Source organism: Bradyrhizobium sp. USDA 3240, from assembly GCF_054063295.1.
In genome coordinates, this window is record NZ_JBSSGD010000002.1 from 6,981,733 (window position 1) to 7,004,990 (window position 23,258).

Below are 23,258 nucleotides of genomic sequence, written 5' to 3' on the forward strand. Positions count from 1 at the left end.
CGCCCCTGCAATCGCGCCCTCAAGGGATACGGGAAACGCCGAGATGACCCAGTTCAACGAAACCGAGCTCACCACAGCCGTCATCCGCAGCTTCGACCAGACGCCCGATCCGCGGGCCAAGTTCCTGCTGCAGGAACTGGTGAAGTCGCTGCACGATTTTGTGCGCAAGACCGATCTCACCTTCGAGGAATGGGACCACGCTATCGGCTTCCTGACCCGTACCGGGCAGAAGTGCACCGACATCCGCCAGGAATTCATCCTGCTGTCCGACGTGCTCGGCGTGTCGATGCTGGTCGATGCGGTCAACCACAGGGATCGCGACGGCGCGACCGAGACCACCGTGCTCGGCCCGTTCTATGTCGGCGAGCACAAGGTGACGCCGCACGGCACCGACGTTTCGGCAAGCCTGCCCGGCGAGCGCATGTTCGTGCAGAGCCGCGTCACCGATCTCGACGGCAAGCCGCTGGCCAATGTGCCGGTCGATATCTGGCACGCGGACGACGACGGGTTCTATGACTCGCAGAAGCCGAGCTATGCCACCGAAGGTCCGTCGTCGCGGGCGCGCTTCATCACCGATGCGGACGGCCGCTTCTTCTTCCGCACCATCGTGCCGTGCAGCTATCCGATCCCGACCGACGGTCCGGTCGGGCAGATGATCACGCAGACTAACCGTCATCCGATGCGGCCGGCGCATATCCACTTCCTGGTCAACGCCAAGGGCTATGAGCCGCTGATCACGCACGTGTTTATGGAAGGCGACAAATACATCGATTCAGATGTCGTGTTCGGCGTGAAGGACGAACTGATCGCCAAGGTCGAGCAGCGCACCGATCCCGTGATGCCCGATGGCCAGCGGTCGGATGGCCCGTGGAGCCTGATGACCTACGAATTTCGCGTGAAGCCTGGCGGCGGAATGGCGCCTGCGCCGCTCGGCACCAAGGTCGCCGAAAACGCCTGATCACTGTCGTCCAAGCGCTCTGCCCAATTCATGCGCGGCGCACAAGAATTGGGCGGATCGCATTTTTTGGCAGCGCACGGAGACTCCGCGCGCGATGCGACAAGTTGCGCAAAACATTGCGATAAAATCGATTTTTGCACTGCGGTAGCTTGGCACAAGGCTTGAATAGTCATGTGCCGACGCCATTGAAGCCGTCCCTCGAGGCCACCCCATCGGATTTCTGACGCCGCCAGTCCGGGGCATCCCCGGTGCATGCCCTTTTGCGCCCTGCGCGCGTCGCCACCCGACGGACGGTGCTCGACGCAAAGACGCAACACCGTAATGCAACGACGCAAAGGACGACCGATGACCAAGCCCAGCAACAAGCCCCCAGGCCGCGCGATCAGCCGTCGCCAGCTCCTGAAGGCCACCAGCGGCGCCGCCGCGCTGCTCGCCGCAGCCAAGCTCAACTTTCCCGCCGGCGCATTCGCGCAAGGCGCCGGCCCGGAAGTGAAGGGAGCCAAGCTCGGCTTCATCGCGCTCACCGATGCTTCGCCGCTGTTCGTCGCCAAGGAGAAGGGCATCTTCGCCAAATACGGCATGCCCGATGTCGAGGTGCAGAAGCAGGCCTCCTGGGGCACCACGCGCGACAATCTCGTGCTCGGCTCCGAGGGCAACGGCATCGACGGTGCGCATATCCTGACCCCGATGCCGTATCTGATCTCGGCCGGCAAGGTGACGCAGAACAATCAGCCGACGCCGATGTACGTCATGGCGCGGCTCAATCTGAACGGTCAGTGCATCTCGGTCGCCAAGGAATATGCCGATCTCAAGGTCGGCATCGACACCGCGCCGTTCAAGACGGCGCTGGAGAAGAAGAAGGCCTCCGGCAAGTCGGTGAAGGCCGCGATGACCTTCCCCGGCGGCACGCATGATCTGTGGATTCGCTACTGGCTCGCCGCCGGCGGCATCGATCCCGACAAGGACATCGAGACTATCGTGGTGCCGCCGCCGCAGATGGTGGCGAACATGAAGGTCGGCACGATGGATTGCTTCTGCGTCTGCGAGCCGTGGAATCTGCAGCTGATCCATCAGGAGATCGGCTACACCGCGATCACGACAGGCGAGCTCTGGGACAAGCATCCGGAGAAATCGTTCGGCCTGCGCGCCGCCTGGGTCGACAAGAATCCGAAGGCCGCGAAGGCGCTGCTGATGGCGGTGATGGAAGCGCAGCAGTGGTGCGAGAAGGCGGAGAACCGCGAGGAGACCGCCGCGATCTGCGCCAAGCGGCAGTGGATCAACTGCCCGGTCGAGGACATCACCGATCGGATGAAGGGCAAGTTCGACTACGGCACCGGCCGGGTGGTCGAGAACTCGCCGCAGCAGATGCGGTTCTGGAAGGACAACGCATCCTATCCCTATCAGAGCCACGACCTCTGGTTCCTGACCGAGGACATCCGCTGGGGCAAGTACGAGGCGGGCTTCGACACCAAGGCGCTGATCGCCAAGGTCAACCGCGAGGATCTCTGGAAGGAGGCGGCCAAGGAGCTCGGCGTGCCGGCATCGGAGATCCCCACCTCGACCTCGCGCGGCAAGGAGACCTTCTTCGACGGCAAGGTGTTCGATCCCGCCGATCCCGCCGCGTACTTGAAGTCGCTGTCCATCAAGCGCGTCGACGTCTGAGTTGAGCCCATAGGGCCGCACGTTGCGCGGCCCGTTCTTCGACCACGGAGATCATCTGTCAATGTCGATGCCTGCCATGAAGACCGATATGTCGGCGGTGGCGATTCCGCCGGCCGCTGCCGCGGCGCCGGTCGTAACCATGACGCCGAAGCGCGCGCCGCGCGCCGAAACCTACGCAAAGATGGCGAAGGAGGCCGCGGCGCGCGTGGTGCCGCCGCTGATCGTGGTCGCGTTGCTGCTGGTGGTGTGGGAGCTGATCTGCCGGCGCGCCGGCTCCAGCCTGCCGCCGCCTTCAAAAGTGTTCAAGGACACCAGGGAGCTGATCCTCGATCCGTTCTTCGACAATGGCGGCATCGACAAGGGTCTGTTCTGGCATCTCTCCGCCAGCCTTCAGCGCGTCGCCTACGGCTATTCGCTGGCGGCGATCGCGGGCATCGCGCTCGGCACGCTGGTCGGCCAGTCGGTCTGGGCGATGCGCGGGCTCGATCCGCTGTTCCAGGTGCTGCGCACCATCCCGCCGTTGGCCTGGCTGCCGCTGTCGCTCGCGGCATTTCGCGACGGCCAGCCCTCGGCGATCTTCGTCATCTTCATCACCTCGGTGTGGCCGATCATCATCAACACCGCGGTCGGCATCCGCAACATTCCGCAGGATTACCGCAACGTCGCCGCCGTGGTGCAGCTCAATCCGCTGGAGTTCTTCACCAAGATCATGATCCCGGCGGCCGCGCCCTACATATTCACCGGCCTGCGCATCGGCATCGGGCTGTCGTGGCTCGCGATCGTCGCCGCGGAAATGCTGATCGGCGGTGTCGGCATCGGCTTCTTCATCTGGGATGCGTGGAATTCCTCGCACATCAGCGAAATCATCCTGGCGCTGTTCTATGTCGGCATCATCGGCTTCGTGCTCGACCGGCTCATTGCGGGCCTCGGCAAAGTCGTGACCCGCGGCACGGCTGCGAACTGAGGAGGACCAGTCATGCAGGCCTATCTGAAGCTCGATCACATCGACAAGATTTTCACCCGCGGCAGCGCCACTACGGAGGTGTTGAAGGACATCAACCTGACCATCGAGAAGGGCGAATACGTCTCGATCATCGGCCATTCCGGCTGCGGCAAGTCGACCCTGCTCAACATCGTCGCCGGCCTTACCGGCGCCACCAATGGTGGCGTGCTGTTGGAGAACCGCGAGGTCAACGCGCCGGGGCCGGATCGCGCCGTGGTGTTCCAGAACCACAGCCTGCTGCCGTGGCTGACCGTCTACGAGAACGTCAAGCTCGGCGTCGACAAGGTGTTTGCCAGGACCAAGAGCCGGGCCGAGCGCGACGCCTGGGTGATGCACAATCTGAGTCTCGTGCAGATGGCGCATGCCAAGGACAAGCGGCCGAGCGAAATCTCGGGCGGCATGAAGCAGCGCGTCGGCATCGCGCGTGCGCTCGCGATGGAGCCGAAGGTGCTGCTGCTCGACGAGCCGTTCGGCGCGCTCGACGCGCTGACCCGGGCGCATCTGCAGGATTCGGTGATGGCGCTGCACCAGAAGCTCGGCAACACCATCCTGATGATCACCCACGACGTCGACGAGGCCGTGCTGCTGTCGGACCGCATCGTCATGATGACCAACGGCCCGAGCGCGCGGATCGGTGAGGTGCTCGAGGTGCCGCTGGCGCGTCCGCGCAAGCGGCTCGAGCTCGCGACCAACCCCGGCTACCTGAAGTGCCGGCAGCGCGTGCTCGAATTCCTCTATGAGCGCCACAGCTTCGTCGAGGCGGCATGAGCAGCGCGTCGCTCACGTGAGAGCTTTTTCTGCCTCGCCGCAATGGCGCGGCGAGGAAGCAGCGTGCACGGAGGCACACATGACGGAAGACCAGGTCAAGCTCGTCCAAGAGACCTTCGCCAAGGTCGCACCGATCTCGGAGCAGGCGGCGGTCATCTTCTATGACCGTCTGTTCGAGGTCGCACCCGGCGTCAAGGCGATGTTTCCCTCAGATATGACCGAACAGCGCAAGAAGCTGATGGGAACGCTTGCCGTCGTCGTCAATGGATTGAGCAATCTGCCGTCGGTGCTTCCCGCCGCGAGCGCGCTCGCCAAGCGCCATGTCGGCTATGGCGCCAAGCCCGAGCATTATCCGGTGGTCGGCGGCGCATTGCTGTGGACCCTGGAGAAAGGCCTCGGCGAAGCCTGGACGCCCGACGTCGCCGCCGCCTGGACCGCGGCCTACGGCACGCTGTCCGGCTACATGATTTCGGAAGCCTATGGCAACGCGCAGGCGGCGGAGTAGGGCGGCTGGTTCCGCTGTGAGCGCAAGCTCTATCCGCGTCATTGCGAGCGAAGCGAAGCAATCCATAGCTCGATTTGTCGAGAGATGGATTGCTTCGTCGCTTCGCTCCTCGCAACGACGATGGGGACGTTTGGCCGCTCAGTTGATTTCCTCTATGGTCCCACCCGTTCCGCCAACGGGTGAACCAGAAAAATGATGTTCCTGGAAACGCCGCCGAAACTCATCCCGACCGAGATCTTCTCCGCCGTGCCGACCAAATTCCGCCGCAAGGTGGCGAGCGAATGGGCCGACGCCAATCGGCCCGGCGTGGTGACCGACTGCTTCATCGAGGGACCGTCGTTCGATGTCGCTGGCAATCTCTACATCGTCGACATTCCGTTCGGCCGCATCTTCAGGATCGCGCCGGACAAGTCATGGACGCAGGTCGCCGAATATGACGGCTGGCCGAACGGTCTGAAGATCGATCCGATGGGCCGCATCCTGATCGCCGACTACCGGCACGGGCTGATGGAGCTCGATGCCAGATCGGGCGAGGTCACGCCGCTGCTGCGTTCGCGCAATTCGGAATCGTTCCGCGGCTGCAACGATCTGCACATCGCCTCGAACGGCGACATCTATTTCACAGACCAGGGCCAGACCGGGCTGCACGATCCGACCGGCCGGGTCTATCGGCTGCGCGCGAGCGGAGCGCTGGACTGCCTGATCGACACCGGCATCAGCCCGAATGGGCTGGTGCTCGATCCGCACGAGGCGGTGCTGTTCGTCGCCATGACGCGCGACAATGCGGTGTGGCGCGCGCCGTTCATGAAGGACGGCAGCATCTCCAAGGTCGGCCGCTTCTGCTCGCTGTTCGGCCCCAGCGGACCCGACGGCATGACGATGGACAGAGCGGGGCGGCTGTTCGTCGCCCACGCCTCGCTCGGCCACGTCTTCGTGTTCGCGCCGAACGGCGAGTGCATCGCGCGGATCAAGTCCTGCGCCGGGCAAAGCTGCACCAATGTCGTAATCGGCGGCGCCAACCGCGACCGGCTTTACATCACGGAATCGGTGACGGGCACGGTGCTGGTCGCCGATATCAGCGGGCTCGGCTAGGCTGCGTCACGCGGCCTTTCCGGGAATGGCGAGTCGTACAGCCAGGCCAGCTTGTCGCAGAACTTCTCGAGGCTGGTCTCGCGGATGAGTTGATTGCGCAGCAGCGCGTGTACGCCGGCCGGATGATAGACGTGGGTGCCGAGCTCGCGGGCCTGAAGCTGGACCCGCGCCGTGCGCATCAGCCGAACCTGCCGGTATTTCTCCAGAGCTTGTTCGAAGCGATCCGGCATCTCGCCCAGCAGCTCGGCGAGCCAGACCGCGTCCTCCAGCGCCATGCAGGCGCCCTGGGCGAAGTATTGCAGCATTGGATGCGCGGCGTCGCCAAGCAGCACCGCGCGCCCGTCGACCCAGCGCTCGGTGGGATCGCGATCGCAGGTCACCCAGGCCTTCCAGTCCTTGCCGTGGTGGATGATTGCCTTGGCGCGGGGATGGACATCGCGAAAGCCCTCCAGCACCTCCTCATGGGTCACGGGCCTGGCGGCAAGCGCTTCCGCTGGATCGTTGTGGCAGGTGATGGCGAGGTTGAACACCTTCCAGCCCGACAGCGGGTAGTGCACGAGATGGCACTTGGCGCCGGCCCATAGGGTCGCGGCATTCCAGCGCAGATCCTCCGGCATCTGTTCGGTCGGAATCACCGATCGATAGGTGGTGTGGCCGGCGATGCGCGGTGGACCGTCGTCGACCATCTGCTGGCGAATGCGTGACCTGAGCCCGTCGGCGCCAATCAGCAGGCAGCCTTTGATGCGCTCGCCGGATTTGAGCCGCGCGACAACCGTCTCGCCGTCCTGGTCGTATCCGATCACGTCGCAATCGCTACGCAAGGCGATGCCTGGATGTGCCTCGCAGGCGCGCAGGAAGATGCCATGCAGGTCGCCGCGATGCACCACCGCATAGGGATTGCCGAAGCGCTGGCGGAAATAGCTGGTGAGATCGATGCTGGTGATCTCCTCGGCGGAAATGGCGTCCATCAGTCGCAACTGATCGATGAACACCGCAATCGAGCGGGCGGCATCGCCGAGATCGAGATGGTCGAAGGCGTGGAAGGCGTTCGGTCCGAGCTGGATGCCGGCGCCGATCTCCTGATAGCGCGGCGCGCGCTCCAGCACGGTGACCTGGAATCCCCTGCGGGCCAGCGCGACCGCCGCGGCCAGTCCGCCGATGCCGCCGCCTGCAATGATGATCGGATCCCTGCGCATGTCCTCTCCCTGAGTTTGTGGCTCTATTTCCTCGGTATCTTGCGCTGGCGGCCCGCGCTGCCTTTGGCGTCGCGCTTGACGTCGACCTTGGGCTCGCGCGTTTCTTTCTGCACGGCCGCTGCAGGCACCTCGATCAGGCCGGCCTCGACCTCTTGCTCGAGCCGATCGAGATTCTTGTAGAGTTCGACCAGCACCTGCTTGAGCTCGGCCGCTTCCTTCGCCGACATCGCGCCGGTTGCGACTTCCTCATAGTGTTGGGCGATCGGCATCAGCCGGGAGGCCAGCTCGGCGCCCTTGGGCGTCAGCGCGACCTGAAGGCTGCGCTGGTCGTTCTCCGGCCGGTCGCGCGTCAGCAGCCCGGCGCGGCTCATCTCGGCCACGATGCGCGACAGCGTCGAGACGTCGGCCGACGTCAGCTCGGCGATCTCGCCGAGCCGCAGCGGGTGTCCTTGCTCGGAAAGCGCGGCGAGCGCGCGGTACATCGGCAGCGTCAACTTCTCGTGACGGATGACGCGGACGAAGAGGTCTCCCATCCGCACGCCGAGCCGGGCGAGCAGATAGGGCAGCGAATTTGAAAATCGGTACATGGGCTTAGGTCCGGGCTTAGTTCCTGGCAGCAGACGTCCGCCCGGAATAGCCGCCGGTCTTCGCATCGACAACAGTTGCATCTCAATTATTTGCATTTGCAACTTTCGCATTGACAAATATTTGGACCGGATGTTTTGTCCTGTCAACACGGAAACGAGGCACGAGCCGGAAAGGACGACGCCATGCAGGGAAAGATCGCGCTGGAAGAGCACTTCGCCATCGAGGAGACGGTTCGCGACAGCGCAGGCTTCTCGCCCGCCGACGACTGGGTCGAGCTCAAGGCCCGGCTGCTCGACATCCAGGACCGCCGTCTTGCCGAGATGGATGCGCACGGCATCGAACTGATGCTGCTGTCGCTCAACGCGCCGGCGATCCAGGCCATTCCCGACCGCAACCGCGCGCTCGAACTGTCGCGCCGCGCCAATGACTTTCTGGCCGAGCAGGTCGCGCGACGGCCGCAGCGCTTCCAGGGCCTGGCCGCGCTGCCGATGCAGGACCCGGAAGCCGCCGCACGCGAGCTCGACCGCTGCGTGAGCGCATTGAAATTCCGCGGTGCCCTCGTCAACGGCTTCAGCGAGGTCGAAGGCCACGACGGCGCTGTCTATTACGACCGCAAAGAGTTCTGGCCGTTCTGGTCCGAGGTCGAGCGTCTCGACGTTCCGTTCTACCTGCATCCGCGCAATCCGCTGGCGAAGGACGCCGCGATCTACGAGGGGCATCGATGGCTGATGGGGCCGACCTGGGCGTTCGGCCAGGAAACCGCGGTGCACGCGCTGCGCCTGATGGGTTCGGGATTGTTCGATGCCTATCCGCGGCTGCAGATCATCCTCGGCCACATGGGCGAGGGCCTGCCGTATTCGATGTGGCGCGTCGACAACCACAACAAGTGGATGCGCGCCCAGAACGTCTATCCGGCCAAACGCAAGATCGCGGATTACTTCCGGGAGAATTTCTACATCACGACGTCAGGCAATTTCCGCACCCAGGCGCTAATCGACGCGATGCTCGAGATCGGCGCCGACCGCATCCTGTTCTCGGCCGACTGGCCGTTCGAGAACATCGACCATGCCGCCGAGTGGTTCGACACCGCGACCATCGCCGAAGGCGACCGCACCAAGATCGGCCGCGACAACGCCCGCAGCCTGTTCAAGCTCTAAGACGCGTGATTTCAACCTGCCGCAGAGCAGGGCGCAGCATCAGTTGCAATGGAGGAAACCGTGAGCACTTCGCCTGACATCGACGTGCATGAGGAGTTGTCTAGTGCGGCCGTCGGCCGGCTGCACATCCTTCTCGGCATCCTGATCACGCTCATCACGCTGTTCGACGGTTATGACACGTTCAATCCGGCCTATGTCATCCACTACGTGGCAAAGCCATGGGGACTGTCGCCGAGCCAGGCGGGACTGCTGGTGAGTTCGGGCCTCGTCGGATTCCTGTTCGGGGCGGTCGGTCACGGCACGGTCGCCGACCGGCTCGGCCGGCGCGGCACGCTGCTGGCGGGCCTCTGGATCGTCAACGTCTTCACGCTGCTGACTGCAACGATCGGCAGCGATTTCTGGAGTTTCTGCGCGCTGCGCTTTGCGACCGGTCTCGGTCTCGGCGTGCTGTTGCCGCTGGGCACGACCTTCGTCAACGAACTGGCGCCGCGCCGTGTCAGCAACGCATTCTCATTATGGGGCGTGACGCTGGGCTGGTCGCTCGGCGGCGTCTGTGCCGGGCTCGTCGGTGTCTATCTGACGCCGCATTACGGCTGGCAGATCCTCTATTACCTCGGCGCGCTATCGATCCCGCTGACCCTCGTCGCGCACGCGGTGCTGCCGGAAAGCCCGCAATTCCTGGCGGCGCGGCGCCGCACCGAGGAGTTGCGCGCATTGCTGGCGCGGCTTCGCCCGGAACGGGCCGCGGTCTATCGCAGTGCGAGCTTCGTCTCCGGCGATGCCGGCAGCGTGCCGAACCCGATCGCAGCGCTGCTGAGCCCGCGCTATCGCCGCGTCTCGCTGACGATCTGGATCACCGCGTTCCTCAGCCTGTTCGCGATCTTCGGCCTGACCGGCTGGATCCCGACCGTCATGCAGAAGCGCGGCGAGACCTTTGCCGCATCGTTCGGCTTCGGCGCGCTGATGCAGGCGATGTCGTTCGTCGGCGGGCTGACGCTTGCGATGCTGGCCGACCGCAAGATGTCGCTGACGCCGCGCTACCTCGCAACATGGTGGCTGACCGGCGGCATAGCCGTGCTGACGCTGGTGTTCGTCAGCGGTCACGGCGTCAATCTCGCGATCGTCGCCATCGCCGGCTTCTGCATCATCGGCGCGCAGCACGTACTCAACAATTTCACCGCGGGCTCATACGAGACCCTGCTGCGCGCGAGCGGCGTCGGCATGGAATTGGGTGTCGGCCGGGTCGGCGCGATCCTCGGGCCCTATCTGATCGGGTTGCTGCAGCAGGTGACCGGTGGTCCGGACATCGTGTTCTGGGTGATCGGCGGCGCCGCGATCGTTGGCGCGTTTGCGATCGGCTCGCTTGGACTGGCCACCGCCGTGCGGCCCGCGGCCATCGACCCGGCACCGGCTGAGTAACGATCGACACGAAAGGAAATCTCTGATGTCCAGCTCTACCCATACCGCCGCAGACACCGGCGCGGCACGACTTCCGGAATCCCTGGTGCTGCTGTTTGCCCGGCTGGCGATCGCGCCGCTGTTCCTCTACAGCGGCATCGGTAAGTTGATGGCCTTTTCCGTCACCGCCGGACGCCTCGGCGGCGCCGACGGCATCGGTGCGGTTCTTGCGGCCGGTGCGACCGCGGTCGAGCTTGGCTGTGGTGTCGCGCTCGTGCTCGGCCTATTCGCGCGTCCCGCCGCCATCATCCTGTTCCTGTTCACGATCGCCGCGACGCTGATGTTTCACAATTTCTGGGCGGCACCGGAGGCGCAGGTCATGACCCAGACCGTCAACTTTCTGAAGAATCTCGGCCTGCTCGGCGCACTCGCGATGATCGCGGTCTACGGGTCCGGCAGCTATGCCGTCAGTGCGGGCGCGCGATCGGGGGCAAGCTCCTGATTGCGATCGCCACAGCGGCAAAGCTTGCGCCTGTTCAGGCACCTGCGCTGGAACGAAGCACGCCGTCGCTTGGCGCGATGGACAAGAGCCAGTCGCCGAACACCTGCTCGGCTTGCACGGCAATCGGCCTTGCCAGCGCTTGCGTCGTCGCGCGCAGCTCTGGAATCGAGATTTTCGCCGCCGACAGCTCGACGGCGTGGCCGACATACCATTCCTCGAGCTGCCGCGGATCGGCCTCGAGGTGGAATTGCAGCGCGAGTGTGTTGCGGCCCCAGGCGAAGGCCTGGTTCTCGTAGTTGCCGTTCGAGGCCAGCCGCACGGCATCCTTGGGCAGGTCGAAGGTGTCGCCGTGCCAATGCAGCACTTTGCTCTGCAGGTTGCGCAGGCAGGATGATTTGCCGTCCGCCGTCAGGTCGACCGGGCCCCAGCCGATCTCCTTGACCTTGCCCGGGAACACGCGGCCGCCCAGCGCCTGCGCCATCAGTTGCGCACCGAGGCAGATGCCGAGCGTCGGCAGTCCGCGGCGCAACCGGTGCTCCAGCAGCGCAAGCTCGGTCGAAAGGAACGGATAAATGTCGGTCTCATAGACCCCGATCGGCCCGCCCAGCACGATCAGGAGGTCTGCGTCGCGAATCGCGCGATCGGAGAGGTCGTCGACCGGCGCGTCGCAGAACGACACGCTCCAGCCGGCACGCTCCATGATTGGGGCCAGCAGCCCGAGATCCTCGAACGCCACATGGCGGATGGCAATGGCGGAGCGGGGTGGTCGCATCGGCAACGTCCAGTCATTTCGCTATATACTGTCAAATATATCGCGGCGGATCGCGACGAGTCCAGCCGCCACGGCACAGGGCTGATCAGCGGTCGGAATGCATCTTCTCGAGAAAATTCTTCGCGCCGCTGACGGCGCCGGTATTCGAAGCGACATAGCCGGGGAGTGCGCCCACGGCCTTGTGAAACTCGCTGCTCTTCATGATGTCGAGCACCCGCTGCATCGGCTCGGTCTCGAGGAACGCACGCTTGCAGACGAAGAAGTAATCCTCCGTGAGCAGGCGGATGAAATCGAGGCCGAACTGCCGTGCGGCGGCCTCGACACCAAAACTCGCATCCGCCATGCCGCTTGCGACATAGGCGGCGACCGCGGCATGAGTGAACTCCATGTGCTGGGCGCCGTTAATCCGGCTTTGCGGGATCTTGTGCAGCGTCAGCAATTGATCGAACAGCAGCCTTGTGCCGGAATCATGGTCGCGGTTGACGAAGCGGGCCTTGCGCTCGACCAGGTCCTTCAGCGACGTGATCTTCAGCGGGTTGCCGCGCTTGACCATCAGGCCCATCTCGCGCGTGACGAAATTGATCACACGGTCCTCGCGCGGGTCGAGCCATTCCCGGCAGGCCTTGATGCCCCGCGCGCGGAGTTCGCCGTGCGGCAGATGCACGCCGGAAAGATCGCAGGCGCCTTGCGCCAGCGAGACCAGCGAGTTCTGGTTGCTGACGTAGCGGAGATCGACGCCCACGCCGCCTTCGCGATCGAGGAATTCGCGCAGCTTGGACACGGCAAAGCCGTGGCTGGCATGGACGCGGATGACCTGCGGCCGTTGCTCGAGGAACGGCTTGATCTCGGTGACCAGTTCCTGCGCGAGGTTCTCGAGCTGCAACCCGAGCCGCGCCTGCATGCGCTCGCCGGCCCACACCAGCCTCTCGCCGAACGGTGTCAGCTTCGAGCCCTTGCCGCGCTGGGTCTCCACCAGCGGCACGCCGAAGAATCCGGACCATTGCTCGATCAGATTCCAGACATGGCGATAGGACAGCTGCGCATCGCTGGCGGCGCTGGTGATCTTCCCGGTCTTCCTGATCTCGTTGAGGATGCCGAGCATCACGACCGCGGTCTGCGGTGAGTTCTCTTTCCGAAAGCGCCAGACGGTTTCGATCTCGATCTGCAGCATCGTGGTCACCACTTATGAAGTGGACTTCATATCCTGGTATACCAATAGGCACAAGATATCATATTTACTGTGCATCAAAGCCTCCTACGTTGAGTCACAACACCAGGAGGAAATATGATGTCAGTTGCATATGACTATGAACGCGACGCCCGCGCCCCGACCGTTCGGGACGAATTGCTGCTGATCGATGGCGCCCGCGTCCGCTCGCTGTCAGGAAAGACCTTCAAGTCCCTCAATCCCGCCACCGAGCGGGTGATCGCTGTCGTCGCCGAAGGCAATGAGGCGGATGTCGACCGCGCGGTCGCCGCTGCACGCCGCGCCTTCGAAGGTCCGTGGCGCACCATGCGCGCTGCCGAGCGCGGCCACATCCTCTTGAAATGGGCCGAGCTGCTCAAGCAGCATGCCGATGAGATCGCAGCGCTGGAAAGCCTCGATGCCGGCAAGCCGATCGCGGGGGTACTGCGGCAGGATTTTCCCGCCGCCATTGATACGCTGACCTATTACGCCGGCTGGGCCGACAAGATCAGCGGCGATGTGGTCTCGACGCGCGACGACGCGCTGACCTACACCGTGCGCGAGCCGGTCGGCGTGGTCGCGGCGATCGTGCCGTGGAATTTTCCGCTGATGATCGGCATGTGGAAGCTCGCGCCGGCACTGGCTTGCGGCTGCACGGTGGTGATGAAGCCGGCCGAGCTGACCTCGCTGTCGGCGCTGCGGATCGGCGAACTCGCGCTCGAGGCCGGACTGCCGAAGGGTGTACTCAACATCGTGACCGGGCCCGGCCGCGTCGTCGGCGATGCGCTGGTCAATCATCCCGATGTCGACAAGGTGACGTTCACCGGCTCGCCCGGCGTCGGCCGCGGCATCATGAAGGGCGCCGCCGGCAACTTCAAACGGGTCTCGCTCGAGCTCGGCGGCAAGTCCGCCAATGTGATCTTCGACGACGCCAATCTCGAGGCCGCCGCCAAGGCGGCCGCGGCCGGCATCTTCTTCAATGCCGGACAGGTCTGCTCGGCCGGCTCGCGCGTGCTGGTGCAGGAGAACGCCTATGACGAGGTGGTCGAACGGCTGGTCGCCCGCGCCGAAGCCTTGCGCATCGGCGATCCCGCCGACCGCGCCACCGTGCTTGGGCCTGTGATCTCCGAGAAACAGATGCGCTCGATCCTCGATTATGTCGAGATCGGCAAGAACGAGGGCGCGCAGCTCGCCACCGGCGGCGAACGCGTCGGCGACCGCGGCTATTTCATCAGCCCCGCGGTGTTCGCCAATGTCGCGCACGAGATGCGCATCTCGCAGGAGGAAATCTTCGGTCCCGTCGTCAGTGTGATCAAGTTCAAGGACGAGGCTGATGCGCTGCGCATCGCCAACGGCACCGCCTACAGCCTCGCCGCCGGTGTCTGGAGCGCCGATATGGGCCGCGTGCAGCGCTTCGCCAAAAAGGCCCGCGCCGGCACGGTGTGGATCAACACCTATGGCTACACCGACGTGCGGTTGCCGTGGGGCGGCGAACGCGACTCCGGCCTCGGCCGCGAGCACGGCACCGCCGCGCTCGACAATTTCACCGAGCCGAAGGCGGTGTGGATGAATCTCAACGTGTGACCGCGCGTAACGCGAGCAACACGGGCGCGGATCGGAGGATCCGCGCCGTTGGGATTGCGCGAGAGGGCGCAACATATTCGCCGTCGTCCCGGCGAAGGCCGGGACCCATAACCACGAGTGGCTGTTGTTACGCACAGGTGGAATGACGAGTCTCGTCAACAACGACTGCTGCGGAGTATGGGTCCCGGCCTTGGCCGGGACGACGATGTGGAGACACTGTCGGACGGTACGGAGACATTGTCGCCCATTTGCTCTATCGTTCGGCGTGGGGCGAGCTAGAACGAGGCGATCGTGCAGACAAGAAAATTCGGCAACAACGGCCCGCAGGTCTCGGTGATCGGGCAGGGCACCTGGTATCTCGATCGCGGTGACCGCAAGGCGGCGATCGCTGCGCTGAAGCGCGGCATCGACGCCGGCATGACGCATATCGACACGGCGGAGATGTATGGCGACGCCGAGCTCGTGATCGCGGATGCGATCACCGGACGCCGCGACGAGCTGTTCCTGGTCTCGAAGGTGCTGCCGAGCAACGCCTCGCGTCGCGGCACCATCATCGCCTGCGAGCGCTCGCTGAAGCGGCTGAAGACCGATCGCCTCGATTGCTATCTGCTGCACTGGCGCGGAACCACCCCGCTCGCCGAGACGGTCGCGGCGTTCGACGAATTGATCGCGGCCGGCAAGATCCGCTCCTGGGGCGTCAGCAATTTCGACGCAGACGATCTCGATGAACTGCTCGATGTCGCGGGTGAGGGCAAGATCGCCTGCAACCAGGTGCTCTACCATCTGCGCGAGCGCGCCATCGAGCACGCCGTGATCCCGTGGTGCGAGCAGCATGGCGTGGCCGTGGTCGCCTACTCGCCGTTCGGCCACAATGATTTTCCCGCGCTATCGAGCAAATCAGGTGCGGTGTTGCAATCGATCGCGCAGGCGCACCAGGCGACGCCGCGCCAGGTCGCCCTGAGCTTCCTCACGCGGCTGCCGTCGCTGCTCGCGATTCCGAAGGCGTCGAACGCGGACCACGCGGCGGAGAACGCCGCGGCGGGAACGCTCAAGCTCAGCGGGGACGAGATCGCCGCGCTCGATGCGGCGTTCCCGCGCGGGCCGAAGCCGCGCTCGCTGCCGATGCTGTAATTCGCGGGATTCACTGGAAGCTCGGCTCCACACAGTTCTTAACAAACTGTTGCAGTTGCGACCGCGCACAGGCTGCGGCGGGCGGTCGCGCGCGCTGGTGCATATCGGAGTCCCGTTTTCGGGCATTGTTCTTGCAGCGGAATTGGCGTTTTGTATGAACAGCAGATTCCCCTTATTTTGCCTTCGAGATTGCCGTGACACCGCCCCCCGCCGTAGCCGCCAGGCTGGACAGCGTTCCCCTTGCATTGCCCGCGAAAACGTCCGTTGCACGCAAGGCGCCGGCCCGCACGGACAGTCCGTTCAAGGGCATTGCGCTGATCCTGCTGTCGACGGTGTTTTTGGGCACCTCCGACGTCACCGCGAAATATCTGTCGTCCTCGCTGCCTTCGATCGAGATCGCCTGGATCCGCTTTCTGGTGTTCGCGCTGATCATGACGCCGGCGATGCTGCCGGGCACGCCGCTGTTCGCGCTGCGCAGCAGCCGTCCCGGTCTGCATGTGCTGCGCGGCGCAGCGCTGCTTGGCTCCTCCCTGATCTTCATCACGGGGCTCGGCTTCCTGCCGATCGCCGAGGCCTCGGCCACCAGCTTCGTCTCGCCGCTGTTCGTCACCGCGCTGTCGATCGCTTTCCTCGGTGAGAAGGTCGGCATGCGACGCTGGATTGCGACCGCGGTTGGCCTCGCCGGCGTGTTCATCATCCTGCGACCGGGCACCAGCGCCTTCCATCCCGCCGCGATCTTTCCGATCGTCTCGGCGCTGGCCTGGGCCGCCACGCTGATCCTGACGCGCATGATGAGCGGCAGCGAACGTCCGATCACCGTGATGACCTATTCGTCCATCGTCGGCGTCGCCATCGTCAGCGCGCTGGTGCCGCTTGTCTGGGTCACGCCGAGCTGGCACGACATCATGTTCGGCATCCTGATCGGCGTTGCGTCCACGGTCGGACAGTGGATCGTGGTGCTGGCGTTCCGCTATGGAGATGCCTCGGTGCTGGCGCCGTTCTCCTATACGCAGCTGCTCTGGGTCAGCATCCTCGGCTTCCTGATCTTCGGCGAAGTCCCCGACCGCTGGACCATCCTCGGCGCCGGCTTCATCGTCGCCTCCGGTCTCTACACAGCGCATCGCGAGCGCATGCGCCGCTCGCAGTTGCTCGCCGTGGCCAGCGAGCCGTCGCCAAACGCCTGACCAGCCGGACGAGATCATGCGCTGGTTGCCTAGATACGGCAAGGCGTGCTGCAACGGCTGGTCGGCGGCTGCGACCTTCGAGGGCGAATTCTCCAACGTCACCCAGTCCTACGCCCGCAAGGGCGTTATGCGCTATACGTGGTGACCCTCCGTGCTATAGCCTCCCGCAGCGAAAGCCTGTCCCGGACTTGATCCGCGACAGTGTATTTCGCGGGACGAAATACGCATCAAAATGAGTGGGAAGAAACCCACGCGGGAGGAAACATGCGCGCAGCGATCTTCAGAAATGGCGAGATTGTCGTCGACCAGATGCCGGAGCCGAAGCCGGGCGCCGGCCAGGTGCTGGTCAAATCGCTCGCCTGCGGCATCTGCGGTTCCGATCTGCACGCGCGCAAGCACGCCCACCGCATGGTGGAGCTGAGCAAGTTCCTGCCCGGCCGCACGGCGATGGATCTGTCGCGCGACGTCGTGTTCGGCCACGAGTTCTGCTGCGAGATCCTCGATTACGGCCCGGGCACCACGCGCAAGCTGAAGCCCGGCACACGGGTCTGTTCGCTGCCGGCGCTGCTGACGCCGGAGGGGCCGAAGGGCATCGGCTATTCCAACGACTATGCGGGCGCCTATGCCGAGCAGATGCTGCTCAGCGAGCCGCTGCTGCTCGAAGTGCCGAACGGACTTGCCGCCGAGCACGCCGCGCTCACCGAGCCGCTTGCGGTCGGCGTCCACGCGGTGGCGATGGCCAACATCAAAGGCGGCGAGGTGCCGCTGGTGATCGGTTGCGGGCCGGTGGGCCTTGCGGTGATCGCGGCACTCAAGATCAGGGGGCTCGGCCCGATCGTCGCCGCCGACTACTCGCCGGCGCGACGCTTGCTCGCCGAGAAGATGGGCGCCGATGTCGTGGTCGACCCCGCCAAGACGCAGCCTTACGCGAGCTGGGCCGAGCACGCCCAGATGAGCGAAGCAGAGAAGGCGGCGCGGCCGCCGATGCAAGCGCTGCTGCCGCCGCTGAAGCCGGCGCTGATCTTCGAATGCGTCGGCGTGCCCGGCGTGTTGCAGCAGGTGTTCGAGGGCGCGCCGCGCAGCGCCCGTGTCGTCGTGGTCGGCGTCTGCATGGAAACCGACAAGTCCGAGCCGATGCTCGGCATCATCAAGGAACTCAACGTCCAATACGTGCTCGGCTACACGCCGGAGGAGTTCGCCTATTCGCTGCGGCTGATCGCGGAAGGCCAGGTCGATGCCGCATCGCTGGTCACCGGCCGCGTCGGCATCGACGGCGTTGCGCAGGCGTTTGCCGATCTCGCCAATCCCGAGGCGCACACCAAGATCCTGGTCGAGCCGTGGCGCTGAGCTGACGGCGGCGGTTTGCTTTTCGCGACGCCGAACCTATAGTTCGCCGTCTCTTATCGCACTGACAGCACGCACCGCATGCGCGTTTCTATCATCACGGGAGGCGGCTCCGGCATCGGCGCCGCGGTTGCACGCCGGCTCGCCGGCCCCGATCAGGGGCTGATGCTGCATGGCCAGGGCGCCGAAGCTAGCGGGCTCGCGCGGCTGAATTCGGTTGCGGAGGAGTGCCGTGGCAGGGGGGCGAAGGTCGCGGTCTCTACCGGCGATCTCGCCATGGCCGGCGCGGGCACGTCGCTGGTCGAGGCTGCGCGCGCCGCATTCGGGCCGATCGACAGCATCGTGCATGCCGCGGGCTTTGCCGACCGCCGCGAGTTCGCCAGCCTGCCGCGCGCGGCGCTGGAGCGCGCCTTTGCCGTGATGGCAGCGGCATTCCACGAGATCGCGGCGGCCGCGCTGCCCGACCTCGCGCGCAGCGCGCAGAGTCGCGTCGTCGCGGTTTCCAGTTTCGGGCCGCATCGTTTCGTGCCCGGCGCCACCTATCCGGGATCGGCGGCCGCCAAGGCCGCGCTCGAAGTGCTGGTGAAGTCGCTCGCAATCGAGCTCGCGGCATCAGGCGCCACCTCCAACGCGGTGATGCCCGGCTATACGCGCAAGGATCCCGGCCTGTTCGGCGCGCTGGACACCGCGACCTGGGAGCGGGTGGCAAAGGCCAATCCGATGCAGCGGCTGGCCGAGGCCGACGAGGTCGCCGCCGTCGTCGCCTTCCTGCTGTCGCCGGAAGCAGGCCACATCACCGGCGCCACGCTGCCGGTCGATGGCGGCCTGACCTTGATGTGATGGCATGAGCGAAGGCGCGTCCGCACAGCAGGTTGACGTCGTCGTGCTCGGCGCCGGCATGGTCGGCGTCTCGGCCGGCCTTGCCGCGCGGCAGCGCGGTCTCTCCGTCGTCATGGTCGACCGTCGCGAGCCGGGCAGCGAGACCTCCTACGGCAATGCCGGCATCATCTCGTCCGGCTCGATCCTGCCGCTCAACACGCCACAGCTTTTAAAGAACCTGCCGAAATACCTCACCAACACCCACCCGGCGCTGCGCTGGAATCTTCCGTGGGCGGTCGCCAATGCCGGCTGGGTGATCCGCTTTCTTGCCGCGGCGACACCGTCGCAGACCAAACCACGCGCCGCCGCGCTGCACGGCCTGATCGGGTCGTCGATGACACTGCATCGCGACTGGATCGTGCAGGCGGGCGCCGGCCATCGCATCCGTGAGACCGGCTGGCTCAAGGCCTGGCGCGGCGACGGACTCGCGACCGCCAGGGCGGAGCAGGCGGCGCTCGCCGAATTCGGCATCAAAAGCGAGGTGCTCGACCGGCAGGCCATCTCCGCGGTCGAGCCGAACATCATCCCTGCCTACAGCGTTGGCCTGCTGCACAGCCAGACGGCATCGGTCGATTCACCCGGCGCGGTGGTCAAGGCCTATGCGCAGATGCTCGCCGCCAGCGGCGGCACCGTGCGGCAATCCGAGATCCGGCGGATATCACAAGGAGACGACGGGTGGCGCGTGCAGCTTGCCGACGGCGAGATCGCTGCGCGCCATGTCGTGGTCGCGCTCGGGCCGTGGTCAGCCGAGCTGCTGCGGCCGCTCGGCTATCGCGTGCCGCTGGCATTCGAGCGCGGCTATCACCAGCATTTCATGCCGAACCCGGCACGCAAATTGCTGCGCCCGATCCATGATGCGGAGGGTGCATTTCTGATGACGCCGATGGAGCAGGGCGTTCGTGTCACCAGCGGCGTCGAGCTGACCGCGCGCGATGCGCCGTCGAATTATGCGCAGCTCGAGGCCGTGGTGCCGATGGCGCGCAGCGTGGTCGAATTCGGCGATGCAGTCGGCGAGCGCTGGCGCGGCGCGCGGCAGACGCTGCCCGACAGCCTGCCGATGATCGGCGAGGCGCCGCGGCATCGCGGCCTCTGGCTCGCCTTCGGCAACCAGCATATCGGCTTCACCACCGGTCCCGGAACGGGCGCCGCGGTCGCGGCGATGATCGCGGGCGCGGCGCCGCCGTTCGACGTGAAGGCTTTTTCGCCGGGCCGGTATATCGCGTGACTCGCGCGAGGCCGCCTGCAATGCTGGGACGTCAAGCCGGCACGCAAAGCGTTTTCGAGCGAAGTGGGCACCGGTTCGCGTGAAGAAAACGCGTCAAAACTAGAGTCAACCGAGGGGCAGGATGAACTACGTCTGGGATTTCGGGATCCTCGCCAAGTACAGCCATCTGTTCTGGCTCGGGCTCGGCTGGACCATGGCCTACACGATCGGCACCATCATCCTCGGCACCTTGATCGGCCTGATCGTCGGCATGCTGCGGCTGCGGCGGATTCCCGTGATCGACTGGCTGCTGATCGCCTATATCGAGCTGTTCCGCTGCACGCCGCTGCTGGTGCAGATCATCTGGTTCTACTACGCGTTTCCGGTCGTGATCGGCGTCAACATCCCGGCGCATGTCGCAGCCGTCAGCGTGCTGTCGCTCTATGGCGGCGCGTTCTATGCCGAGATCGTGCGCGGCTCCATCGAGAGCGTGCCGGTCGGGCAGTGGGATGCGGCGAAGGCGCTCGGCTTCCGCGGCTGGCGGCTGATGCGGCTCGTGATCCTGCCGCAGGCGCTGAAACCGATGATGGCGCCCTATGTCAACCAGTCGGTGACGCAGCTCAAGAACACCTCGCTGGTCTCGATCATCGCGGTGCCCGATCTCGTTTACAACGCCACCTTGATCAACGCCGACACCTACCGGCCGCTCGAGGTCTACACCATCGTGGCGCTGATCTATTTTGCGATCCTGTTTCCGTCGACGCTGGTGGCGCGCCGGCTGGAGCGTGGACTGACCTATGACAAGGTGTGAGGCTGCCTCTTCTCCCTCTCCCCGCTCTTCGCGGGGAGAGGGTTGGGGTGAGGGGCCTCCATCCGGCGAGCAATTCGCGACTTGTTGAGCAGTGTGCCTTGCCCCTCACCCGGACCGCATCTGCGATGCGATCCGACCTCTCCCCGCGAAAGAGCGGGGAGAGGTGAAGAGGCCGCAGTGTGATCGATAAAGACGCGCTCTAGATGTTCAGTTCCACCGGCACGTCCTCCGGCTTGACGCCGGCGAGGCCGAGGCCTTTGACGAACCATTCGCGCATCTGGCCGATGCCGCGGTTGTAGTCGATCCACACCGACAGGAAGTCGCGCCAGCGCTTGTCCTGTTCGCGCCGCACCGCTGTGCCGCTTGCGATCGTCACCGAGGGTGAGGCCAGGATCTTGTAGGTGCCGAGGTTCGGGTTCTTGGCGATCGCGGTCAGCCCGAGCACCAGTGCGTTGACGACGCAATCGACGCGGCCCGACGACATCTCCAGCATCACCTCGTCGCGCGACTTCAGCGACTTGATGGTGGCGTTCGGCGCGAAGCGCCGGGCCACCGCCTCGTTGGCCGAGCCGACGTCAACCGCGATCTTGACCTCGGGCTTGTTGATGTCGGCCCAGGTCTTGGCCTCCAGCCCCTTCTTCAGCATCGCGCCGAACGGATGCGGGAACACCAGGCTGGTGAAGTCCACCACCAGCGCCCGCTGCGGGGTCGGGTTGAGCGCAAAGCCGAGATCGATCTTGTTGGCCTGCAAATCGAGAATTGAATTGCCGTAGGTCGACTCGACATATTCCAGCTTGACGTCGAGCAGCTTGGCAAGGTCGTTGGCCATCTCGATCGAGAAGCCGGACCAGGTGCCGGTGGCGAGGTCCTTGTTGAAATAGGGCAGCTCGCCCGGCAGCACCGCGATCCGCAGCACCTTGTTGGCCCTGATGCGGTCGAGCGTGTTGTCGGCCTGGGTTTGCGCCGCAGCCGGGGTTGCCATGGCGGCCGCGAGTGCCGCGCCGCTGCCGATCCCGAGCGCATAGCGCAGCGCGTCGCGGCGATTTTCGGAAATTGCGATGTCGTCGGATTGAGTCAAGCGGGCCTCCCTGCACCAGATCGGTGAAGCCTAGCGTCGGGTTCCGGTGCCAGCAAGGGCGCGGGCCTGCGCCATTGGTAGGCGAGGCGTTCTTACCTCGCCCCGCGTGCGGGGAGAGGTCGGATTGCATCGCAGATGCAATCCGGGTGAGGGGGAGTCTCCGCAGGCTCGTCTGTCGTCGTACTCGCGGAGGCAGCCCCTCACCCCAACCCTTTCCCCGTAAGAACGGGGCGAGGGAGCGCAGTCTCGCCCGGTCCGATCAATACGTTCCCGGCACGTACATCTCCGGCGGGATCGGGCCGCGGTGATAGTCGGGGTTGCGCACCCGCGGCGGCAGCACCACCGGTTGGTGGGTGACCTGCTGATAGGGGATCTGGGTCAACAAATGCGAGATGCAGTTGAGCCGGGCGCGCTTCTTGTCGACGGCATCGACGATCCACCACGGCGAGTCCGGCAGGTGCGTGCGCTCCAGCATCGTCTCCTTGGCTTTGGTGTAGAGCTCCCAGCGGGTCCGCGCCTCGACATCCATCGGGCTCAGCTTCCACTGCTTCAGCGGATCGTTGATCCGCATCGAGAAGCGGAACGCCTGTTCCTCGTCGGTGATCGAGAACCAGTATTTCAGCAGGATGATGCCGGAGCGGATCAGCATGCGCTCGAATTCCGGCACCGACCTGAAGAACTCCTCATACTGCTCGTCGTTACAGAACCCCATCACCTTCTCGACGCCGGCGCGGTTGTACCAGCTGCGGTCGAATAGCACGATCTCGCCGCCGGCCGGCAGGTGCGAGACATAGCGCTGGAAGTACCATTGCGTGCGTTCGCGCTCGTTCGGCGCCGGCAGCGCCGCGACGCGGCAGATGCGCGGGTTGAGCCGCTGGGTGATGCGCTTGATGACACCGCCCTTGCCGGCGGAATCGCGGCCCTCGAACAGCACCACGACCTTCCTCTTCTCGTGCTGCACCCAGTCCTGCAGCTTGACCAGCTCGCCCTGCAACCGCAGCAATTCGCGGAAGTAGAGCTTGCGGTCTATCGACGGCTGTCCGGTGACGCCGCCGTGGTCGAGCTGGTCGAGCCTCATGTCGTCGAGCTCGAGCTCGAGTTCCTCGTCAAGGCTGTCGGCCATCTCCTGATGGATGCGGGCGCGCAAGGCTTCGTCGCGGGAGGCTTCGTCGCGCAAGGCTTCATCTCGGGTGGCGTCGTCGGTGAGGTCGGAGGCGGTCATGAAGGTCCGTCTTTCAGTATGTTAGATGGATCGA

General features: G+C 65.1%; 22 protein-coding genes and 1 pseudogene. 17 read left to right on the forward strand and 6 right to left on the reverse strand.

Annotated features, from left to right (window positions below; translation table 11 throughout):
- Nucleotides 1–43 precede the first annotated feature (43 nt).
- The 6 genes from ACVIGA_RS33595 (at nt 44) to ACVIGA_RS33620 (ending at nt 5,988) form a co-directional block, all read left to right on the forward strand.
- Nucleotides 44–958 carry an intradiol ring-cleavage dioxygenase gene (locus ACVIGA_RS33595; RefSeq protein ID WP_456669385.1) on the forward strand — a complete coding sequence of 305 codons (915 nt, stop codon included), beginning with the start codon at nt 44–46 and terminating at the stop codon, nt 956–958.
- A gap of 345 nt (nt 959–1,303) precedes the next feature.
- The gene (locus tag ACVIGA_RS33600; protein WP_223968109.1) at nt 1,304–2,620 is read left to right on the forward strand and encodes a CmpA/NrtA family ABC transporter substrate-binding protein; all 1,317 of its coding nucleotides are present in this window, start codon (nt 1,304–1,306) and stop codon (nt 2,618–2,620) included.
- A 61-nt stretch (nt 2,621–2,681) separates the two neighbouring features.
- Complete coding sequence (gene ntrB, locus ACVIGA_RS33605) at nt 2,682–3,584, forward strand: nitrate ABC transporter permease (RefSeq protein ID WP_456669386.1); 903 nt, start codon at nt 2,682–2,684, stop codon at nt 3,582–3,584.
- Nucleotides 3,585–3,596: 12 nt separating this feature from the next.
- Nucleotides 3,597–4,391 carry an ABC transporter ATP-binding protein gene (locus tag ACVIGA_RS33610; RefSeq protein WP_223968107.1) on the forward strand — a complete coding sequence of 265 codons (795 nt, stop codon included), beginning with the start codon at nt 3,597–3,599 and terminating at the stop codon, nt 4,389–4,391.
- A 79-nt stretch (nt 4,392–4,470) separates the two neighbouring features.
- Nucleotides 4,471–4,896: a globin family protein gene (locus ACVIGA_RS33615; protein WP_456669387.1), complete on the forward strand. Its 426-nt coding sequence runs from the start codon at nt 4,471–4,473 to the stop codon at nt 4,894–4,896.
- Between the two features lie 192 nt (nt 4,897–5,088).
- Nucleotides 5,089–5,988 carry an SMP-30/gluconolactonase/LRE family protein gene (locus ACVIGA_RS33620; RefSeq protein WP_456669388.1) on the forward strand — a complete coding sequence of 300 codons (900 nt, stop codon included), beginning with the start codon at nt 5,089–5,091 and terminating at the stop codon, nt 5,986–5,988.
- Here ACVIGA_RS33620 and ACVIGA_RS33625 read toward each other — a convergent pair.
- Together ACVIGA_RS33625 and ACVIGA_RS33630 are read right to left on the reverse strand one after the other, a co-directional pair.
- Complete coding sequence (locus ACVIGA_RS33625; RefSeq protein ID WP_456669389.1) at nt 5,985–7,184, reverse strand: 3-hydroxybenzoate 6-monooxygenase; 1,200 nt, start codon at nt 7,182–7,184, stop codon at nt 5,985–5,987. The two genes, ACVIGA_RS33620 and ACVIGA_RS33625, sit on opposite strands and share 4 nt — an antisense overlap.
- A 23-nt stretch (nt 7,185–7,207) precedes the next feature.
- Nucleotides 7,208–7,771: a MarR family winged helix-turn-helix transcriptional regulator gene (locus ACVIGA_RS33630; protein ID WP_456669390.1), complete on the reverse strand. Its 564-nt coding sequence runs from the start codon at nt 7,769–7,771 to the stop codon at nt 7,208–7,210.
- 183 nt (nt 7,772–7,954) lie between these two features.
- Between ACVIGA_RS33630 and ACVIGA_RS33635 the strand changes: the two genes are divergently transcribed.
- Genes ACVIGA_RS33635 through ACVIGA_RS33645 form a run of 3 tightly spaced genes read left to right on the forward strand, consistent with a single transcriptional unit; the run spans nt 7,955 to nt 10,829 of the window.
- Entirely contained in the window at nt 7,955–8,929 is a 975-nt protein-coding gene (locus ACVIGA_RS33635; RefSeq protein WP_223968102.1) for an amidohydrolase family protein, read from the forward strand.
- Nucleotides 8,930–8,989: 60 nt separating this feature from the next.
- Complete coding sequence (locus tag ACVIGA_RS33640; protein ID WP_456669391.1) at nt 8,990–10,348, forward strand: MFS transporter; 1,359 nt, start codon at nt 8,990–8,992, stop codon at nt 10,346–10,348.
- Nucleotides 10,349–10,373: 25 nt separating this feature from the next.
- Nucleotides 10,374–10,829: a DoxX family protein gene (locus ACVIGA_RS33645; protein WP_456669392.1), complete on the forward strand. Its 456-nt coding sequence runs from the start codon at nt 10,374–10,376 to the stop codon at nt 10,827–10,829.
- A gap of 34 nt (nt 10,830–10,863) precedes the next feature.
- Here the strand turns inward: ACVIGA_RS33645 and ACVIGA_RS33650 are convergent, their stop codons facing one another.
- Together ACVIGA_RS33650 and ACVIGA_RS33655 are read right to left on the reverse strand one after the other, a co-directional pair.
- Entirely contained in the window at nt 10,864–11,601 is a 738-nt protein-coding gene (locus tag ACVIGA_RS33650; RefSeq protein ID WP_456669393.1) for a glutamine amidotransferase, read from the reverse strand.
- Between the two features lie 85 nt (nt 11,602–11,686).
- Nucleotides 11,687–12,772, reverse strand: coding sequence for a substrate-binding domain-containing protein (locus ACVIGA_RS33655; RefSeq protein ID WP_456669394.1), 1,086 nt, complete (start codon nt 12,770–12,772; stop codon nt 11,687–11,689).
- Between the two features lie 117 nt (nt 12,773–12,889).
- On the opposite strand from ACVIGA_RS33655, the gene ACVIGA_RS33660 reads away from it, so the two are divergent.
- From ACVIGA_RS33660 to ACVIGA_RS33695, 8 genes and pseudogenes are all read left to right on the forward strand, one after another.
- Nucleotides 12,890–14,371, forward strand: coding sequence for an aldehyde dehydrogenase family protein (locus ACVIGA_RS33660; RefSeq protein WP_456669395.1), 1,482 nt, complete (start codon nt 12,890–12,892; stop codon nt 14,369–14,371).
- 291 nt (nt 14,372–14,662) lie between these two features.
- A complete protein-coding gene (locus ACVIGA_RS33665; RefSeq protein WP_456669396.1) occupies nt 14,663–15,502 on the forward strand; it encodes an aldo/keto reductase in 840 nt (279 codons plus the stop codon).
- Between the two features lie 194 nt (nt 15,503–15,696).
- Entirely contained in the window at nt 15,697–16,686 is a 990-nt protein-coding gene (locus ACVIGA_RS33670) for a DMT family transporter (protein ID WP_456669397.1), read from the forward strand.
- A 52-nt stretch (nt 16,687–16,738) separates the two neighbouring features.
- Nucleotides 16,739–16,831 (forward strand): annotated as a pseudogene (locus ACVIGA_RS33675) (autotransporter outer membrane beta-barrel domain-containing protein); the annotation flags it as partial.
- A 119-nt stretch (nt 16,832–16,950) separates the two neighbouring features.
- On the forward strand, nt 16,951–18,033 hold the full coding sequence (locus ACVIGA_RS33680; protein WP_456669398.1) for a zinc-binding dehydrogenase: 1,083 nt from the start codon (nt 16,951–16,953) through the stop codon (nt 18,031–18,033).
- Nucleotides 18,034–18,111: 78 nt separating this feature from the next.
- A complete protein-coding gene (locus ACVIGA_RS33685; protein ID WP_456669399.1) occupies nt 18,112–18,870 on the forward strand; it encodes an SDR family NAD(P)-dependent oxidoreductase in 759 nt (252 codons plus the stop codon).
- A 4-nt stretch (nt 18,871–18,874) separates the two neighbouring features.
- Nucleotides 18,875–20,134 (forward strand): NAD(P)/FAD-dependent oxidoreductase, encoded by a 1,260-nt coding sequence (locus ACVIGA_RS33690; protein ID WP_456669400.1) that lies wholly within the window; start codon nt 18,875–18,877, stop codon nt 20,132–20,134.
- A gap of 121 nt (nt 20,135–20,255) precedes the next feature.
- The gene (locus ACVIGA_RS33695) at nt 20,256–20,924 is read left to right on the forward strand and encodes an amino acid ABC transporter permease (RefSeq protein ID WP_097670409.1); all 669 of its coding nucleotides are present in this window, start codon (nt 20,256–20,258) and stop codon (nt 20,922–20,924) included.
- A 199-nt stretch (nt 20,925–21,123) separates the two neighbouring features.
- Here the strand turns inward: ACVIGA_RS33695 and ACVIGA_RS33700 are convergent, their stop codons facing one another.
- The gene (locus ACVIGA_RS33700) at nt 21,124–22,002 is read right to left on the reverse strand and encodes a transporter substrate-binding domain-containing protein (protein WP_456669401.1); all 879 of its coding nucleotides are present in this window, start codon (nt 22,000–22,002) and stop codon (nt 21,124–21,126) included.
- Nucleotides 22,003–22,261: 259 nt separating this feature from the next.
- Complete coding sequence (gene ppk2 / locus ACVIGA_RS33705) at nt 22,262–23,224, reverse strand: polyphosphate kinase 2 (protein ID WP_456669402.1); 963 nt, start codon at nt 23,222–23,224, stop codon at nt 22,262–22,264.
- Between the last annotated feature and the right edge of the window lie 34 nt (nt 23,225–23,258).